We start from the raw sequence: 15,469 nt of genomic DNA on the forward strand, positions 1-15,469 counted from the left end.
CGAAAGCGAACCGCAAGATCAGGCGCGACCACGACCGGCATGCCTATGAATGGCGACATCTGATCGAGAATTTCTTCGCGAAGATCAAGGAGTTCCGAGCCATCGCCACGCGCTACGGAAAGACCGCATGCAGTTACGCCGCCAACTGGCACCTCGTGGCGACCATCCTCGCCGCGAAATGAATGTCCACGGGCCCTAGCTGTCGATTGAGGGCTTGAAACCCCCGCAGGAGGTGGATATAGACACGCCGACCAAGGCGATCTGGCAGCGAAAGCTGACGGAATCACCTGTCAGGGGGCGGTTAGCTCAGCGGTAGAGCACTACGTTGACATCGTAGTGGCCACTGGTTCGATCCCAGTACCGCCCACCATTTCTTTCGTGCCCCCGGGACTTAACCGGGGGTCTTTCGTTTCCAGGGCGCGACTTGCGATGCGCCGCGATGGGAGAAGACCGATGAAGGTTCGCAATTCGCTCCGCTCGCTGAAGAGCCGCCACCGTGACTGCCAGATCGTGCGCCGCAAGGGCCGCATCTACATCATCAACAAGACCAACCCGCGCTTCAAGGCCCGCCAGGGCTGAGACGTCGCGAATCGCCTGACCGGCAACGCCCGCTGCGCACTGGCCTGCGGGCGTTTTCGTGTGCCGGAACGTCGGGCTAGCGCGTCGGGGCCTGGCGCGCGGGCGCGGGGGCCAGCAGGCTGGCGAAAGTCTGCTGCGTGACATAGCCCGTCACCCGCAGGTTGCGCGCCGCCTGATAGCGGCGCAGCGCCGCCCGGGTCTCGGCGGTGAATTCGCCGTCCACCTTGCCTGGCCGCATGCCGATCAGATGTAGCCGGGTCTCGACCAGCTTGCGCTGCGCCGGCTGCAGTTCCAGCGCCTCCTCCTCGCGGCGCGCGGCCTCGGTGGCGGCGCGCAGGGTGCGCAGTCGCGTCTCGGCCTCGGCGGTGCGGGCACCAAAGGGAAAGCGCTCGAGATAGATCTCGTAGCCCGCCGCCGAATCCTGGCGCAGCGCCCAGCGCCAGGTCGCCAGATCGTCGCCGCGCGTGCCGGCCGTCCCCCGTCCCGGCGTCACCGCGGGGTCGGGCGCCGGGGCGAGGCTGCGGGTGCCGCCCTTGCCGGGGGCGGCGCTGGCAAGCCGCTGACCGGTCGCGGCCTCGGGCGAGGGCGGCTCGGCGGCCGGGGCCAGGCTCTGGCGCTCGATCTGCCGCGCCTGCCTGCGGGTCAGATAGCCGGTCACCGCAAGGCCGTTGTCGCGCTGCCAGGTCGCGATCGCCTCGCGGGTGCTGGCGCCGAACACGCCGTCGATCAGGCCGGGGTCCAGGCCCAGCCGTGCAAGATGGCGCTGGATCGCCGCCCGGTCGCTGGCCTCGAGCGCAAGCGACTGTTCGGCCAGGGCCGCCGCCTGGCGCTGGCTGGCCGGATCGGCGGGCGCCGATTGCTTGACCAGCACTTGCGCCAGGGCGGCAAAGCGGCCGTCGGCGAATCGCGCCAGATAGTCGCGGTAGCCGGCCGGCGTGTCCGTCGCCGCCGCCGCGATCCAGGCGTCGCGGTCGGCCTGCTGCCGCGCCGCGGGCCAGGCCAGCTGCGCAAGCCGCTGCCGCGCGGCGCCGGCATGCACGCCTTCGGGAAAGCGCGCCAGATAGGCTTCATAGGCCTGCGGCCCGTCCGAGAGCGCCGCCGCCGCCCAAAGCTCACGGTCGGCAACCTGCGCCGGGACGGCGCCCTGCGGGCCGGGACGCCAGGGGCCGGGCGCCGGCGGCGCGTCGCCCACCAGGCGCAGTTCGGCATCCGCCGCCACCGCCTGCCCCAGCGACGCCCCGTGCGCCAGTGCCGCCACGGCGCGGGCGCCGGCCTCGGGCGTTCCGGTGATGATGCGCAGCCCCGGGCTCTCGGCCGGCAGCGGGCCGATGCCGTTGTGCAGCCCGGGCCGCAGCGGCATCTGCTGGCCATCGGTGCCCAGGATCAGCACGCCACCCTGCGGGCCGGTGGCCATCAGCCGCATGACCAGCGACAGCGGCAGGCCCTGCCCCCCCGAGGCGGGTGATTCGACATCGCTGCCCATGAACCAGGTCTCGCGGCCGTCGTTCAGGAAGCGGCCATTCAGCACCACGATGCGGGCGCCGGGGGCGTCATCGGCGCGGGCCAGCGACTCGGCCATGCGCCACAGCGGCGCCGCGGCGATGTCGATGCCGTCCAGGGTGACGAATCCCGCCTCGCGCAGCCCGCGCGCCAGGGCCGCGGTGTCCGAGCCAGCCAGATCCGGCACATTCCGGTAATCGGCATTGCCGATCACCAGCGCCCGATCCTCGGCCAGGGCCGGGGCTGCGCCGGCCAGACCGGCGAGCAGGACGATTGCCAGGCGCATCGCGACCCCATTGCAGCAGGGCCCGGTCCTGTTCGCAGCTGCGCCGGTCCCCGATCAGCTTGCCGTCACTGGCCAGCGATTCCGGCGCAACCGGTTTGACCCGGCCACGAAGTGTCAGTGTATCCAACACCCTTCCCTCGCATCTTGCCGCAACTTTCGCCCCGGTTTCCAGCGTCACCGTCATCACATCCCCATCACCCGCGATAGTGCCCCACGGCGTGGTGCAGGAGCGCCGACCCTCGGAGAGGTCAGGGCCTGATCAGGCGGCCACGGCGGGCAGCCTGACGGTGGCATTGTCGGTCACGCGGGCGAGGGTCTCAGGCGACATGTAGCGCCGCGCGACCGCCCATTCGTCGTTTGTCTCGAGCATCAGCGCGCCGACGAGGCGGATGATGGCTTCATCGTTCGGGAAGATGCCGATGACATCCGCCCGCCGCTTCACCTCGCGGTTCAGCCGCGCCACCTCACAGGGCTTCATCGGGCCGCGTTCTCGGCATCAGAAAAAGATCTCGTCTTCCTGCGGCAAGCAGAAACTCGGGATCGCGCTCAGCTTCGAGGACTTGCCGGCACCATTCGGGCCGATGATGGCGCGGATGTCAAAGCTGATAGGTCGATCGCGGTGACCCTGCCAGGGCGCAGGGGAATGGCCTTCAGGTCCAGGATCGCGCCGCCGTCGGCCGCTCGATCCCGGTCGGGGGCGCACCGCTGTCGCAGGGCGACCGGATCGCGGTTCATACCGACATCACCCTGACCAAGCGCCAGGAACCTGCTGCTGACCGAGGCTGACGACACCTTCCGCGCCCATCGGCAAAACCGCTTGAAGACCGTTTCACTTGCCGAATTCTGGCCACAGGTCGTGCCACGGGCAACCCGTCCGGGCAGTCCGGAGCACCGCCTCCACCTACGGGCGCGGATCAGGCCCCGCAGCTCCGGCTAGGTCTTTCCGGCCGGACCGGGCTGAAACAGCCCGCGCCGCGCCAGCTCCGCGCCCAGCGCCGCGGCATCGGTGAAGCGTATCGCGTCGATGCCCAGCGCCCGGGCACCCTCGACATTGGTCGGGCTGTCGTCGACGAAGATGCAATCCTCGGGCCGCAGCCCGTTGCGGTCCATGAGCAAGCGATAGATGCCGGCATCGGGCTTGAGCCGCTGCACCTGCCCCGAGACGACGATATCGGCAAACAGCGCCGACAGCCGCGGATGCAGCTCCAGCGCCGCGGGCCAGGTCTCGGCCGCCCAGTTCGTCAGCGCATAAAGCGGCACGCCGCGCGCCAGCAGCGCCTCGGCGATTTCCCAGCTGCCGGGCACCCGCCTTTCGATGGTGACCGGGAAGGCCGCCAGATAGCCGGCAAGATGCCTTGCGCCGTCGCCATGATCGGCGCGCGCCGCGGCCAGCCCCTCGGCAAAGCTGCGCCCGCCGTCCTGCAGCCGGTTCCACTCGGCAAAGCCGATGCTTTGCATCCAGGCCTCGGCAGCTTCGCGGCTGACGAAGACATCGGCGAAGGCCAGCGCCGGATCCCAGTCGATCAGCACCGCCCCCAGATCAAAGATCACGCTTTTCATGGCGCCCCTTCCATTGCCCGTCCGCGCGACCATATGCCCGAAGCCCGGCCCCGATCGCAAGCGCGGCGGCGGTCGCTTTGGCTCGCGGCGGCAGCATGCTAAGGCGGGCCGACAACAGGAGGTGGTGATGGTAATTGCAGTGGCCGGGCTGGGCTATGTGGGCATGTCGATGGCCGTGCTGCTGGCGCAGCACAACCGGGTAATGGCGCTGGATGTGGATGCGGGACGCGTGGCGCAGGTCAATGCCCGCCGCTCGCCCATCGAGGATGCCGAGATCAGCGCCTGGCTGGCGCAGCGCCCGCTGGACCTGGTTGCCACCACCGAGGCCGGCGAGGCGCTGCCCGGGGCGGAATTCGTCATCATCGCCACGCCGACGAATTACGACACGCGCAGCAACCGCTTCGACACCTCCAGCGTCGAGGCGGTGATCGCCGAGACCCGCCGGCTGGCGCCCGCCGCCTGCATCGTCATCAAATCCACGGTGCCGGTGGGCTTTACCGCCCGCATGCGCGCCGAGACCGGGTATGAGGGCATCATCTTCGCGCCCGAATTCCTGCGCGAGGGCCGGGCGCTGCACGACAACCTGCATCCCTCGCGCATCGTGGTGGGCGATCACGGCCCGGCGGCGCGGCGCCTGGCCGATCTGCTGGCCGAGGGCGCGATCCGCAAGGACATGCCGGTGCTGTTCACCGGCGCCACCGAGGCCGAGGCGATCAAGCTGTTTTCCAATACCTTCCTTGCCATGCGCGTCGCCTATTTCAACGAGCTGGACAGCTATGCCCTGGCGCGCGGCCTCGATTCGCGCGGCATCATCCAGGGCGTCGGCCTTGATCCGCGCATCGGCGACCACTATCACAACCCCAGCTTCGGCTATGGCGGCTATTGCCTGCCCAAGGACACCAAGCAGTTGCTGGCCAATTACGACCAGGTGCCGCAGAACCTGATCGCCGCCGTGGTCGAGAGCAACCGCACCCGCAAGGATTTCATCGCCGACGAGATCATCGCCCGCCGCCCGAAGCTGGTCGGCGTCCACCGGCTGGTGATGAAGACCGGCTCGGACAATATCCGCGACAGCTCGATCCAGGGCATCATGAAGCGGATCAAGGCCAAGGGCATTCCCTGCATCGTCTATGAGCCGGTGCTGAATGACACGCATTTCTTCAACAGCCCGGTGGTGCGCGACCTGCGCGCCTTCAAGCAGCAGGCCGATCTGATCATCGCCAACCGCCAGGCGCCGGAACTGGCGGATGTGGCGCACAAGCTCTACACCCGCGACCTGTTCGGCCGGGACTGAGCCGCGACATTCCATCCCTTGCGGATCACCGGCCGGGGCCTTATGGTCACGCGACGACTCATACACTTGGGGTGCCCCATCCGGGGCTGAGAGGTGCCTTGCACCGACCCATCGAACCTGATCCGGGTCATACCGGCGTAGGGAAGGGTAGAGTGCCGCGGCAGGTTCTCCTTCCCGCCGCCATTCATCCCCGAACCATGCCCGTGCACCCGCAAGACTGAAAGGCGGGGCACATGCCCGAGGCTCATCCCATTGCGCTGACCATCGCCGGGTCCGACAGCGGCGGCGGCGCCGGCATCCAGGCGGATCTGAAAAGCTTTTCCGCGCTTGGCGTCTATGGCGCCTCGGTGGTCACCGCGATCACGGCGCAGAACACCCGCCGCGTCGCCGCTGTCGAGGCGGTCAGCCCGGCCATGGTCGCGGCGCAGATCGACGCGGTCTTCGAGGATCTGCGGGTGCGGGCGGTCAAGATCGGCATGCTGGGCAGCGCCGAGGTGATCGCGGCCGTGGCCGGGCGGCTGGCGCAGGCGCTGGCGGCGCGGCCGGTGCCGGTGGTGCTGGACCCGGTGATGGTGGCGAAATCCGGCGACGCGCTGCTGGCCGAGGCGGCGGTGGCGGCGCTGCGCGAGCGGCTGCTGCCGCTGGCGACGCTGCTGACGCCGAACCTGCCCGAGGCGGCGCGGCTGCTGGATTGCCCCCCCGCCACGACCGAGGCCGAGATGGCCCGCCAGGGCGAGGCCCTGCGCGCCATGGGCGCGGCGCAGGTGCTGATGAAGGGCGGGCACGGCGCGGGCGAGATCTGCATCGACCTGCTGCTGGGGCCCGAGCCGCTGCGCCTTGCCGCGCCGCGCCAGGCCACGCGCAACACCCATGGCACCGGCTGCTCGCTGTCCTCGGCGATCGCCGCCGGACTGGCGCAGGGGCTGGACCTGCCCAAGGCGGTGCGCCGCGCGCATGGCTGGCTGCAGGGCGCCATCGCCGGCGCCGACGCCCTGGGCATCGGCCTCGGCCATGGGCCGGTGCATCATTTCCACGCATTCTGGGGACAGCAATGACTGAAATCACCATTCTCGGCGCCGGCGTCATGGGGCTGAGCATCGCCACGGAACTGGCGGCGCGCGGTCTGACGCCGCGCATCATCGACCCGGCCGGCAAGCCCGGCCAGCAGGCCTGCAGCTGGCGCGCCGGCGGCATGCTGGCCCCCTGGTGCGAGGCCGAATCGGCCGAGCCGGCGGTACTGCGCCTGGGCAGCAGCGCCGCCGCCTGGTGGCAGGCGCAGGGCGCCGAGGTGACCTGGCGCGGCACGCTGGTACTGGCGCCCGCGCGCGATCTGACCGAGCTTGACCGCTTTGCCCGGCTGACCCGGGGCCATGCCGCGCTTGGGTCCGAGGAGATCGCCGCGCTCGAACCCGAGCTTGCGGGCCGCTTTCCGCGCGGGCTGTTCTTCGCCGAGGAGGCGCATCTGAACCCGCGCGCCGCACTTCTGGCCCTGCGCGACCGCCTGGCCGCGCGTGGCATCGCCATCGAGACCGCGGGCGAGCCCTCGGGGCTGGTGGTCGACGCCCGCGGGCTGGCGGCGCGCGACGAATTGCCCGACCTGCGCGGCGTGCGCGGCGAGATGCTGGTCCTGCGCTGCCCCGAGGTGGTGCTGACCCGCACCATCCGGCTGCTGCATCCGCGCATCCCGCTATACGTCGTGCCGCGCGGCGAGGGCATCTACATGATCGGCGCCACCATGCTGGAGACCGGCGGCAAATACCGCGCCACGGCGCGTTCGGTGGTCGAGATGCTCAGCGCCGCCCATACCCTGCATCCGGGCTTTGCCGAGGCCGAAATCATGGAGCTTGGCTCGGACGCGCGCCCGGCATTTCCCGACAACCTGCCGCGCCTGCGCCGGCGCGGGAACCGGCTTTATGCCAACGGGCTCTACCGGCACGGCTATCTTCTGGCCCCGGCCGTGGCGGCCATGGCCGCCGATCACATCACCACAGGCAGCAGACCGGAGTTCATGGATGAAGATCACCCTTAACGGCCAGGCCCACGACCTGGCGGGAACCAGTGTTGCGGAGGCGCTGGCCGAGATCGGCCTGGCCGCGGCCCGGGTGGCGACGGCGCTGAACGGCACCTTCCTGCCCGCCGCCGCCCGCGGCGACACCATGCTGAAGGATGGCGACGCGCTGGAAGTCGTGGCGCCGATGCAGGGGGGCTGAGATGCCGGTATTTTACGAAACCGCGGTGGCCAGCCCGCTGCTGCTGGGCACGGCGCTTTACCCCTCGCCCGCCATCATGGCCGAGGCGTTCCGCGCCTCGGGCGCCGGCATCGCCACCGTGTCGCTGCGACGCGAGCGCGGGGCGGGCCAGGATTTCCACGCCCTGGTCAGGGGCCTCGGCATCCCGGTCCTGCCCAATACCGCCGGCTGCCACACGGTGCGCGAGGCGGTGACCACCGCCCAAATGGCGCGCGAGTTGTTCGAGACCCCCTGGATCAAGCTGGAGGTCATCCGCGACGACGACACGCTTTGCCCCGACGTGATCGCCCTGGCCGAAGCGGCGCGCATCCTTGCGGCGGACGGGTTCCAGGTCTTTCCCTATTGCACCGAGGATCTGTCGGTCTGCGACCGGCTGGTGGATGCGGGCTGCCGGGTGCTGATGCCCTGGGGGGCGCCCATCGGCTCGGGGCGCGGGCTGAACAACCCCTACGGGCTGCGCAGCCTGCGCGCGCATTTTCCCGATGTGACACTGGTGGTCGACGCCGGCATCGGCCTGCCCAGCCACGCGGCGCAGGCGATGGAGCTGGGTTTCGACGCGGTGCTGCTGAATACCGCCGTCGCCCGCGCCGGCGATGCCGTGGCCATGGCGCGCGCCATGGCGCTGGCCGTCGAGGCCGGGCAGATCGCCCATGGCGCCAATCCGATCGCGGCCCGCGACATGGCGGCGCCCTCGACGCCGATGCTGGGCATGGCGGTGCTGGCATGAGGCTGCCGGTCTTCTATCCGGTCTTCGACAGCGCCGACTGGCTGCGCCGCGCCCTGCCCCTGGGGGTGAGGCTGGTGCAGATCCGCATCAAGGACCGCCCGGCCCCGGAACTGACGGCCGAGCTGGCACTGTGCCGCGACCTGTGCCGCGGCCACGGCGCCACGCTGGTGGTGAACGACCACTGGCAGGTGGCGATCGATCTGGGCTGCGACTTTCTGCATCTGGGGCAGGAGGATCTGGACGCGGCCGACCTGCCCGCCATCCGCCGCGCCGGACTGCGGCTGGGGATCTCGACCCATGACCATGCGGAACTGGACCGCGCCCTGGCGCTGGCCCCGGATTACATCGCCCTTGGCCCGGTCTGGCCCACCATCCTGAAAAGGATGAAATGGCAACAGCAGGGGCTGGAGCGGGTCGGCGAATGGCGCCGGCTGGCCGGGGCGGTGCCGCTGGTCGCCATCGGCGGCATGACCCCGGAACGCGCCGTTCTGGCGCTGGCCGCGGGCGCCGACACGATCTCGGCGGTCACCGACATCACGCTGAACCCCGATCCCGAGGCCCGCATGCGCGAATGGCTGCAGGTGGCGCCATGAGCCGCTATCTGCGCCAGATGGTGCTGCCCGAGGTGGGCGTCGCGGGGCAGGAGCGCATTGCGGCCGCGCATGTGCTGGTGGTCGGCGCCGGCGGGCTGGGCGCGCCGGCGCTGCAATATCTGGTCGGCGCCGGCATCGGCCGCATCACCCTGATCGACCCCGACACGGTCGAGGAAGGCAACCTGCACCGCCAGCCGCTTTACGGCATGGAGGACCTGGGCCAGCCCAAGGTGCGCGCCGCCGCCAGGGCGCTGGCGCGGCTGAACCCCGAGGTCGCGCTGGCGCCCATGGCGGCGCGGCTGACGCCCGCCAATGCCCCGGCGCTGGTGGCGGCGGCGGGCGTGGTGCTGGACTGCGCCGACAGCCATGCCGCCAGCTATACGCTGTCGGATGCCTGCCTTGCCGCGGGACGGCCGCTGATCTCGGCCTCGGCGCTGGGGCTTTCGGGCTATGTCGGCGGCTTTTGCGGCGGTGCGCCCAGCCTGCGCGCGCTGTTCCCCGATCCGCCCGACAGCGGCCAGACCTGCGCCAGCGCCGGGGTGCTGGGGCCGGTGGTGGGCATGCTGGGCTGCCTGCAGGCGCAGATGGCGCTGCGGCTGATCCTTGGCCTCACCCCCTCGCCGCTGGGCGAGCTGATCCGCTGCGACCGCGGGCGCATTGGCCAGTTCCGCTTTGACGGAGCGTCGGAATGCCCCGGACCGCGCTTCATCGCGGCCGAGGAGATCGCGCCCGGGGATCTGGTCATCGACCTGCGCCCCGAGGACGAGGCGCCGCGCAAGGCCACCCCCGAAGCGCTGCGCGCGCCCGGCTACGGCGCCGCCGGCCCGCTGCCGGCGCCAGGGCAGCGCGTGGTGCTGGCCTGCCGCTCGGGGTTGCGCGCCTGGCGCGCCGCCGAGGCCCTTTCCCGCCGCTTTGACGGCGACATCACCCTTCTTGCCCTGGGAGACGAGAGATGAGACATTTCACCCTTGCCGCCACCCTGGCCCTGCTGGCGCAGCCGGCACTGGCCGCCGACAAGGTCACGCTGATGCTGGACTGGTTCGTGAACCCCGATCACGCGCCGATCATCCTGGCGCAGGAAAAGGGCTTTTTCGCCGAGGAAGGGCTGGAGGTCGAGATCGTCGCCCCCGCCGACCCCGCCGATCCGCCGAAGCTGGTCGCCGCCGGCAAGGCCGATTACGCCATCAGCTATCAGCCGCAGCTGCATCTGCAGGTGCATGAGGGCCTGCCGCTGGTCCGCGTCGGCACGCTGGTCGCCACGCCGCTGAACTGCCTGATGGTCAAGGCCGACGGGCCGCAGACGGTGGCAGAGCTGAAGGGCAAGAAGATCGGCTATTCCGTCTCGGGGGTGGAAAGCGCGCTGGTGGCGCAGATCCTGAAGCACGCCGGCCTGTCCATGGACGATGTCGAGATGGTCAATGTGAACTGGTCGCTGTCGCCGGCACTGATCACCGGCCAGGTCGATGCCACCATCGGTGCCTATCGCAATTTCGAGCTGACACAGATGCGCCTTGAAGGCGCCGAGGGCCGCTGCTTTTTCGTCGAGGAACAGGGCGTTCCGACCTATGACGAACTGATCTTCGTCGCCAATCCGCAAACGCTGGACCGGGACCGGACCCGGCGGATGCTGGCCGCGGTCGAGCGCGGCGCGCAATACATGGTCAACCACCCCGAGGAGGCCTGGACGCTGTTTTCCGCCACCGCCCCCGACCTTGCGGACGAGCTGAACGCCGAAGCCTGGAAAGAGACGCTGCCGCGCTTTTCGCAAAGCCCGGCGGCGCTGGACCAGGGCCGCTACCTGCGCTTCGAGCAGTTCCTGAAAGAGGCGGGCCTGGTGGACGAGGTGCTGCCGGTCGGCGCCCTGGCCGTGGATGTGGGGGCCAAGCCATGAGCTATGGCCACGCCTTTGAGCGTCTGCGCCAGGCGGCGCCGGCCTGGCACGCCTATACGCATCACCCCTTCGTCCAGGGGCTGGGCGATGGCAGCCTGCCGCGCGCGGCCTTCCTGAACTATCTGGTGCAGGACTATCTGTTCCTGATCCAGTTCAGCCGCGCCTGGGCGCTGGCCGTGGTCAAGGCCGGCGATCTGGAGGAGATGCGCGCCGCCGCCGCCACTGTGCACACGCTGCTCGACCATGAGATGGGCCTGCATGTGCAGAGCTGCGCCGCCGCCGGCATCGACACGAAGGCGATGCTCTCGACCCCCGAGGCGATCACCAATATCGCCTATACGCGCTATGTGCTGGACGCGGGACTGGCCGGCGACTTCCTTGACCTGCTGGCCGCCCTGATGCCCTGCGTGCTGGGCTATGGCGAGATCGGCGCCCGCCTGCTGCGCGAGGCCGCGCCCGACAACCCCTATCGCGACTGGATCGAGACCTATGGTGGCGCGCAATACCAGCAGGCCTGCATTGACGCCGGCGCGCTTCTGGACAGCGCCATCGACAATCGGCTGGGCACGGTGCCCGAGACCAGCCCCCGCTGGTCGGCGCTGGAATCGCGCTTTGCCACCGCCACCCGGCTTGAGGTCGCCTTCTGGGGACTGGGGACGTGACCGCGGTCGCCGCCATGCACGGCCAGGCCTGGGTCGGCGAGGTGCCGCTGTTCGCACCGGTCGATCTGGTGCTGGACGAGGGCGGCTGGACCTGCCTTCTGGGTCCGTCCGGCGTCGGCAAGTCCACCATCCTGCGCCTGATCGCCGGGCTGGACACCGGCGCCCGCTTTGAGGGTCGGGTGCATTGTCACCCGCCGGTGGCGCTGATGGCGCAGGACCCCGGCCTGATCCCCTGGCTGGACGTGACCGGCAATGTCACCCTGGGCGCGCGGCTGCGCGGCGAATTGCCCTCGGCCCTGCTGTCGGAACCCCAACCGGGGGGACGCCGGGCCGGCCCCATTGAGGGCCCGCCCCGGCGCGGGGCCGAGGCCCCGGGCGGGCGGGCGGCGATGCTGATCGAGGCCGTGGGCCTCGACGACCGCCGCGACCACCTGCCCGCCAATCTCTCGGGCGGCCAGCGCCAGCGCGTGGCCCTGGCGCGCACCCTGTTCGAGGACCGGCCGCTGGTGCTGCTCGATGAGCCTTTCTCGGCGCTGGATGCGCGCACGCGCGCGCAGATGCAGGATCTTGCAGCACGGCTGCTGGCCGGGCGCACGGTGCTGCTGGTCACCCATGACCCGGCCGAGGCCGCGCGCCTGGGCGACCGCATCCTGCTTTTGCGCGAGGAGGGGCTGAGCGAATGCCCAATCGCCAGCCCGCGACCACCCGCGGCCGCCCGCCCCTATGACGCGCCCGAAGTGCTGGCGCTGCAATCCGATCTGATGCGCAGGATGATGGCATGAGGACCGTGCTGCCGTTGATCCTTGTCGTTCTGGCCTTGTGGCAGGGGCTGGTCTGGCTGGCCGGGATGCCGGCCTTCCTGCTGCCTTCGCCCGCCGCGGTGGCGCAGGCGCTGTGGCTGAACCGGGCCGAGCTGCTGCGGCACGCCGGCTTTACCCTGGCCGAGGTGGTGCTGGGCTTTGGCCTGGGGGCCGGGGTCGGCGCGGCGCTGGCGGTGGCGATGGGGTTTTCCGAGCGGCTGACGGCGGTGCTGCGGCCGATCCTGACCTTCAGCCAGACCATCCCGGTCTTTGCCCTGGCACCGATCCTGACGCTGTGGCTGGGTTTCGGCATGGCGCCAAAGATCGCGGTCACCGTGCTGATCGTGTTCTTTCCGGTGGCCTCGGCCTTTCTGGACGGGCTGATGCGCACGCCGCAGGCGGCGCTGGACCTGGCGCGGGTCATGGGCGCCAGCCGCACACGCATCATGCGGCATCTGCGCATCCCCGCGGCGCTGCCGCATCTGGCGACCGGGCTGCGGCTGGCGGCGGTCTATGCGCCGATCGGCGCGGTGATCGGCGAATGGGTCGGCGGCGCGCGCGGCCTCGGGGCGCTGATGATCCATGCCAATGGCCGCATGAAGGTCGATCTGGTCTTTGCCGCACTGCTGGTCCTGTCGGTGATCACGGTGGTGTTCGCCAGGCTGGTCGCCGTGGCGCTGCACCGGCTCTGGCAGCGCTACGGCGTCTGAAGCAGCCGCGCGGCGCGGGCCAGATCCTCGGGCGTGTTCAGGTTCAGGAACGGATCGAACGGCTGGCTGTCGAACACCGCCCTGCCCGGCGCATGCGTGGCGGCGAACTGCCCGGCGCGGTGCTGGCCCGCGTCGAGCGCCGCGCGCAGCCCGCCGGCCAGCGCCACCGGCCACAGCGCGCAGGTCGGATGGTCGCGCAGCAGCCCCTCGGGGTCAGGACTGGCTGCGATGGCAAGGCCCGAGCGCCCCCGCGCCTCGCGCAGGCGATGCACGAGATCCCCGGGAATGAAGGGCGTGTCCACGCTGACGGTGACGACGCTGGCCGCACCAAGGCCCGCCGCCCAGTCCATGCCCGCCAGCACCCCCGCCAGCGGTCCGGCAAAGCCCGCGATGCCATCGGCGATCACCGGCAGGCCGTATTCGTCAAAGGCCGCGGCATCGCCATTGGCATTGATCGCCAGCGCCCCGCATTGCGGGCGCAGCCGGCGGATGATGCGGGCCAGAAGGGTCTCGCCGGCCAGAAGCCGCTGGCCCTTGTTGCCGCCGCCCATGCGCCTGGACAGGCCGCCGGCAAGGATCACGGCGGGGGGTGCCTCCATGGCTGATACCCTCGTGCCGGCGCGCTCAGCCCAGCCGCTCGGCGTGCCAGCGGATATGTTCGGCCATGAAGCTTTGCACGAAGAAATAGCTGTGGTCATAGCCCGCATGCGTGCGGAAGGCGCCGGGCTGGCGGCGCGCAGCCATGGCGCCGGCCAGCGCCTCGGGCTTGAGCAGTTCCAGATAGGGATCGCTCGCCCCCTGGTCGATCAGCACCTCGCCCGGATAGCCGCGCTCGCGCATGAGCAGCGTCGCGTCATGCCCGGCCCAGGGCCCCTGGTCGGCGCCCAGATAGGCGGTGAACTGCTTGCGGCCCCAGTCCGACTGCGTCGGATGCGCGATCGGCGCAAAGGCCGAGAGCGAGCGGTAGCGCTCGGGGAAGGTCATGGCGATGGTCAGCGCCCCGTGCCCGCCCATGGAATGGCCGGTGATGCCCTGGGCCTCGCGCTCCAGGGGGAAATTGCCGAAGACCAGTTCCGGCAGCTCATGCGTCACATAGTGCCACATGCGGAAATGCGGCGCCCAGGGCGCCTGCGTGGCATCGACATAGAAACCGGCGCCCTGGCCGAGATCGAAGGCCGCGTCATCGGCCACGCCCTCACCGCGCGGCGAGGTGTCGGGAAAGACCAGGGCGATGCCGTATTCCGCGGCCCATTCCTGCGCCCCGGCCTTGACCATGGCGTTTTCATGCGTGCAGGTCAGCCCGGCCAGGAACCACAGCACCGGCACCCGGTGGTGGCGGGCATCGGGCGGCAGATACAGGGCAAAGGTCATCTCGGTGCCCGTCGCCTGCGAGGCGTGACGATAGACGCCCTGGGTGCCGCCGAAGCTGCGGCATTCCGAGACGGTCTCATGGGGCTGGGACATGGCTGGGCTCCTCTGCTTGCAGATCCTTGAACATGACCAATGCATCGACATAGCCATGCCGGGGGTGAAGAAAGGCCGCAGGCAGCCGGCCGACGATGGCAAAGCCGGCCTTCTGCCAGGCATGCACGGCGTCAGTGTTGCTGGCGACGACGAAATTGAACTGCATGGCGCGAAAGCCCTGCGCGCGCGCCCAGGCCTGGGCATGGGCGAGCAGCGCCTGGGCGACGCCGCGGCCGCGCGCATCGGGGCGGGTGGCGAAACTCGCATTGGCGACATGGCTGGCCGGGCCGGGGCGGTTGCGCCCGACATGGCTGGTGCCCAGCACCTGCCCGTCCAGTTCCGCGACGAAGGCCGAGAAAGGCGCGGCGAACCAATCCGCCAGCGCCTCGTCCCGGGTGATGTCGGGCGGGATGCAATAGGTCTCGCCCGCGCGATAGACCGGCTGCAGGACCTTCCAGATCGCCGCATCGTCGTCGCGCGTGGCGGGACGGATCGCGACCCCGCCCGGGGTCATTTCAGCTCATCCACGCTGCGGATGATCTGGCCCAGAAGGCCGTAGTCCAGCGCCTCTTGCGTGTTCAGCCAGAAGTCGCGCTGCGTGTCCTTCTCGATGCGCTCGATGCTCTGGCCGGTGGCCTCGGCAAAGATCTGGTTCAGGCGGTCGCGCATCAGCCGCACCTGCTCGGCCTGAATCATCATGTCGGTCGAGGTGCCGCCGATGCCGCCCGAGGGCTGGTGGATCAGGAAGCGGGTATTGGGCAGGCAGTAGCGGTTTTCCTTTTTCGCCGCGACAAAGATCAGCGCGCCGGCCGAGGCCACCCAGCCCGAGCCGATGGTGCGCACCGTGGGGCGGATGAACTTGATCACGTCATGGATCATGTCGCCCGATTCCACATGCCCGCCGGGCGAGGAGATCAGCATGTTGATCGGCGCTTCGCTGTCCTCGGCGAGCGCCAGAAGATGCGCCACGGTGCGCTGTGCCAGCTTGTCGTTGATCGGCCCGGCGACGATCACCGTGCGCGACTTGAAGTAGAGCTTGCCGATCTTGTCGCCTTCGGGCAGGCCCAGGCCCTCGTCCTTGTCGGCCTTCTGCGGACGATCGTCGTCGTCATCATCGTCGTCGTCCTGTCCCAGCCACTGGTGGCGCATCGGTC

General features: G+C 70.2%; 18 protein-coding genes, 1 tRNA gene, 3 pseudogenes and 1 riboswitch. Of the genes and pseudogenes, 14 read left to right on the forward strand and 8 right to left on the reverse strand.

Annotated features, from left to right (window positions below):
* From WMK75_RS10035 to ykgO, 3 genes and pseudogenes are all read left to right on the forward strand, one after another.
* A pseudogene (locus WMK75_RS10035) lies at positions 1-182 on the forward strand (IS5/IS1182 family transposase); the annotation flags it as partial.
* Positions 183-295: 113 nt separating this feature from the next.
* Positions 296-370, forward strand: a tRNA-Val gene (locus tag WMK75_RS10040).
* An 83-nt stretch (positions 371-453) separates the two neighbouring features.
* Entirely contained in the window at positions 454-579 is a 126-nt protein-coding gene (gene ykgO / locus WMK75_RS10045; RefSeq protein ID WP_010392221.1) for a type B 50S ribosomal protein L36, read from the forward strand.
* 76 nt (positions 580-655) lie between these two features.
* Here the strand turns inward: ykgO and WMK75_RS10050 are convergent, their stop codons facing one another.
* The 4 genes and pseudogenes from WMK75_RS10050 to WMK75_RS10065 all read right to left on the reverse strand — a co-directional run bounded on the left by WMK75_RS10050 (position 656) and on the right by WMK75_RS10065 (position 3,925).
* Entirely contained in the window at positions 656-2,365 is a 1,710-nt protein-coding gene (locus WMK75_RS10050; RefSeq protein WP_347267543.1) for a peptidoglycan-binding domain-containing protein, read from the reverse strand.
* 259 nt (positions 2,366-2,624) lie between these two features.
* Positions 2,625-2,822, reverse strand: a pseudogene (locus WMK75_RS10055) (transposase); the annotation flags it as partial.
* A 42-nt stretch (positions 2,823-2,864) separates the two neighbouring features.
* Positions 2,865-3,079: pseudogene (locus WMK75_RS10060) on the reverse strand (ABC transporter ATP-binding protein); the annotation flags it as partial.
* Between the two features lie 219 nt (positions 3,080-3,298).
* Positions 3,299-3,925 carry an HAD family phosphatase gene (locus WMK75_RS10065; RefSeq protein WP_347267544.1) on the reverse strand — a complete coding sequence of 209 codons (627 nt, stop codon included), beginning with the start codon at positions 3,923-3,925 and terminating at the stop codon, positions 3,299-3,301.
* 127 nt (positions 3,926-4,052) lie between these two features.
* On the opposite strand from WMK75_RS10065, the gene WMK75_RS10070 reads away from it, so the two are divergent.
* From WMK75_RS10070 to WMK75_RS10120, 11 genes are all read left to right on the forward strand, one after another.
* Positions 4,053-5,219: a nucleotide sugar dehydrogenase gene (locus WMK75_RS10070; RefSeq protein WP_347267545.1), complete on the forward strand. Its 1,167-nt coding sequence runs from the start codon at positions 4,053-4,055 to the stop codon at positions 5,217-5,219.
* A 57-nt stretch (positions 5,220-5,276) separates the two neighbouring features.
* Positions 5,277-5,380, forward strand: a riboswitch (TPP riboswitch).
* A gap of 72 nt (positions 5,381-5,452) precedes the next feature.
* Positions 5,453-6,274 (forward strand): bifunctional hydroxymethylpyrimidine kinase/phosphomethylpyrimidine kinase, encoded by an 822-nt coding sequence (thiD, locus tag WMK75_RS10075; protein WP_347267546.1) that lies wholly within the window; start codon positions 5,453-5,455, stop codon positions 6,272-6,274.
* Positions 6,271-7,248, forward strand: coding sequence for an FAD-dependent oxidoreductase (locus WMK75_RS10080; protein ID WP_347267547.1), 978 nt, complete (start codon positions 6,271-6,273; stop codon positions 7,246-7,248). The genes thiD and WMK75_RS10080 overlap by 4 nt, the downstream gene beginning before the upstream one ends.
* Positions 7,232-7,429 (forward strand): sulfur carrier protein ThiS, encoded by a 198-nt coding sequence (gene thiS / locus WMK75_RS10085; protein WP_347267548.1) that lies wholly within the window; start codon positions 7,232-7,234, stop codon positions 7,427-7,429. Before WMK75_RS10080 ends, thiS begins: the two co-directional genes overlap by 17 nt.
* Position 7,430: 1 nt before the next feature.
* On the forward strand, positions 7,431-8,195 hold the full coding sequence (locus WMK75_RS10090; protein WP_347267549.1) for a thiazole synthase: 765 nt from the start codon (positions 7,431-7,433) through the stop codon (positions 8,193-8,195).
* Complete coding sequence (locus WMK75_RS10095; protein ID WP_347267550.1) at positions 8,192-8,788, forward strand: thiamine phosphate synthase; 597 nt, start codon at positions 8,192-8,194, stop codon at positions 8,786-8,788. Before WMK75_RS10090 ends, WMK75_RS10095 begins: the two co-directional genes overlap by 4 nt.
* Positions 8,785-9,744, forward strand: coding sequence for a HesA/MoeB/ThiF family protein (locus WMK75_RS10100; protein WP_347267551.1), 960 nt, complete (start codon positions 8,785-8,787; stop codon positions 9,742-9,744). The genes WMK75_RS10095 and WMK75_RS10100 overlap by 4 nt, the downstream gene beginning before the upstream one ends.
* Positions 9,741-10,679, forward strand: a complete 939-nt coding sequence (locus tag WMK75_RS10105) for an ABC transporter substrate-binding protein (RefSeq protein ID WP_347267552.1) — start codon at positions 9,741-9,743, stop codon at positions 10,677-10,679. The genes WMK75_RS10100 and WMK75_RS10105 overlap by 4 nt, the downstream gene beginning before the upstream one ends.
* Entirely contained in the window at positions 10,676-11,341 is a 666-nt protein-coding gene (gene tenA, locus WMK75_RS10110; protein WP_347267553.1) for a thiaminase II, read from the forward strand. The genes WMK75_RS10105 and tenA overlap by 4 nt, the downstream gene beginning before the upstream one ends.
* Positions 11,338-12,123 carry an ATP-binding cassette domain-containing protein gene (locus tag WMK75_RS10115; RefSeq protein ID WP_347267554.1) on the forward strand — a complete coding sequence of 262 codons (786 nt, stop codon included), beginning with the start codon at positions 11,338-11,340 and terminating at the stop codon, positions 12,121-12,123. Before tenA ends, WMK75_RS10115 begins: the two co-directional genes overlap by 4 nt.
* On the forward strand, positions 12,120-12,851 hold the full coding sequence (locus tag WMK75_RS10120; RefSeq protein WP_347267555.1) for an ABC transporter permease: 732 nt from the start codon (positions 12,120-12,122) through the stop codon (positions 12,849-12,851). The genes WMK75_RS10115 and WMK75_RS10120 overlap by 4 nt, the downstream gene beginning before the upstream one ends.
* On the opposite strand, the gene mobA is transcribed toward WMK75_RS10120, so the two are convergent.
* Genes mobA through WMK75_RS10140 form a run of 4 tightly spaced genes read right to left on the reverse strand, consistent with a single transcriptional unit; the run spans position 12,839 to position 15,464 of the window.
* Positions 12,839-13,450 (reverse strand): molybdenum cofactor guanylyltransferase MobA, encoded by a 612-nt coding sequence (gene mobA, locus WMK75_RS10125; protein ID WP_347267556.1) that lies wholly within the window; start codon positions 13,448-13,450, stop codon positions 12,839-12,841. The two genes, WMK75_RS10120 and mobA, sit on opposite strands and share 13 nt — an antisense overlap.
* A 25-nt stretch (positions 13,451-13,475) precedes the next feature.
* Entirely contained in the window at positions 13,476-14,315 is an 840-nt protein-coding gene (gene fghA / locus WMK75_RS10130) for an S-formylglutathione hydrolase (protein ID WP_347267557.1), read from the reverse strand.
* Positions 14,299-14,829 (reverse strand): GNAT family N-acetyltransferase, encoded by a 531-nt coding sequence (locus tag WMK75_RS10135; RefSeq protein WP_347267558.1) that lies wholly within the window; start codon positions 14,827-14,829, stop codon positions 14,299-14,301. The genes fghA and WMK75_RS10135 overlap by 17 nt, the downstream gene beginning before the upstream one ends.
* Entirely contained in the window at positions 14,826-15,464 is a 639-nt protein-coding gene (locus tag WMK75_RS10140) for an ATP-dependent Clp protease proteolytic subunit (RefSeq protein WP_347267559.1), read from the reverse strand. The genes WMK75_RS10135 and WMK75_RS10140 overlap by 4 nt, the downstream gene beginning before the upstream one ends.
* Positions 15,465-15,469: the final 5 nt, after the last annotated feature.

It is taken from the genome of Paracoccus sp. (in: a-proteobacteria) (assembly GCF_039808215.1).
Lineage (GTDB): Bacteria > Pseudomonadota > Alphaproteobacteria > Rhodobacterales > Rhodobacteraceae > Paracoccus.

What these genes read in the sequence shown, in the direction of transcription:
- mobA (WP_347267556.1), bottom strand. Translation starts at nt 13,450, where the DNA reads ATGGAGGCACCCCCCGCCGTGATCCTTGCCGGCGGCCTGTCCAGGCGC.
- WMK75_RS10120 (WP_347267555.1), top strand. Translation starts at nt 12,120, where the DNA reads ATGAGGACCGTGCTGCCGTTGATCCTTGTCGTTCTGGCCTTGTGGCAG.
- tenA (WP_347267553.1), top strand. Translation starts at nt 10,676, where the DNA reads ATGAGCTATGGCCACGCCTTTGAGCGTCTGCGCCAGGCGGCGCCGGCC.
- thiD (WP_347267546.1), top strand. Translation starts at nt 5,453, where the DNA reads ATGCCCGAGGCTCATCCCATTGCGCTGACCATCGCCGGGTCCGACAGC.
- WMK75_RS10050 (WP_347267543.1), bottom strand. Translation starts at nt 2,365, where the DNA reads ATGCGCCTGGCAATCGTCCTGCTCGCCGGTCTGGCCGGCGCAGCCCCG.
- WMK75_RS10065 (WP_347267544.1), bottom strand. Translation starts at nt 3,925, where the DNA reads ATGAAAAGCGTGATCTTTGATCTGGGGGCGGTGCTGATCGACTGGGAT.
- WMK75_RS10135 (WP_347267558.1), bottom strand. Translation starts at nt 14,829, where the DNA reads ATGACCCCGGGCGGGGTCGCGATCCGTCCCGCCACGCGCGACGACGAT.
- WMK75_RS10080 (WP_347267547.1), top strand. Translation starts at nt 6,271, where the DNA reads ATGACTGAAATCACCATTCTCGGCGCCGGCGTCATGGGGCTGAGCATC.
- fghA (WP_347267557.1), bottom strand. Translation starts at nt 14,315, where the DNA reads ATGTCCCAGCCCCATGAGACCGTCTCGGAATGCCGCAGCTTCGGCGGC.
- WMK75_RS10090 (WP_347267549.1), top strand. Translation starts at nt 7,431, where the DNA reads ATGCCGGTATTTTACGAAACCGCGGTGGCCAGCCCGCTGCTGCTGGGC.
- WMK75_RS10070 (WP_347267545.1), top strand. Translation starts at nt 4,053, where the DNA reads ATGGTAATTGCAGTGGCCGGGCTGGGCTATGTGGGCATGTCGATGGCC.
- WMK75_RS10095 (WP_347267550.1), top strand. Translation starts at nt 8,192, where the DNA reads ATGAGGCTGCCGGTCTTCTATCCGGTCTTCGACAGCGCCGACTGGCTG.
- WMK75_RS10100 (WP_347267551.1), top strand. Translation starts at nt 8,785, where the DNA reads ATGAGCCGCTATCTGCGCCAGATGGTGCTGCCCGAGGTGGGCGTCGCG.
- WMK75_RS10140 (WP_347267559.1), bottom strand. Translation starts at nt 15,464, where the DNA reads ATGCGCCACCAGTGGCTGGGACAGGACGACGACGATGATGACGACGAC.
- thiS (WP_347267548.1), top strand. Translation starts at nt 7,232, where the DNA reads ATGAAGATCACCCTTAACGGCCAGGCCCACGACCTGGCGGGAACCAGT.
- ykgO (WP_010392221.1), top strand. Translation starts at nt 454, where the DNA reads ATGAAGGTTCGCAATTCGCTCCGCTCGCTGAAGAGCCGCCACCGTGAC.
- WMK75_RS10105 (WP_347267552.1), top strand. Translation starts at nt 9,741, where the DNA reads ATGAGACATTTCACCCTTGCCGCCACCCTGGCCCTGCTGGCGCAGCCG.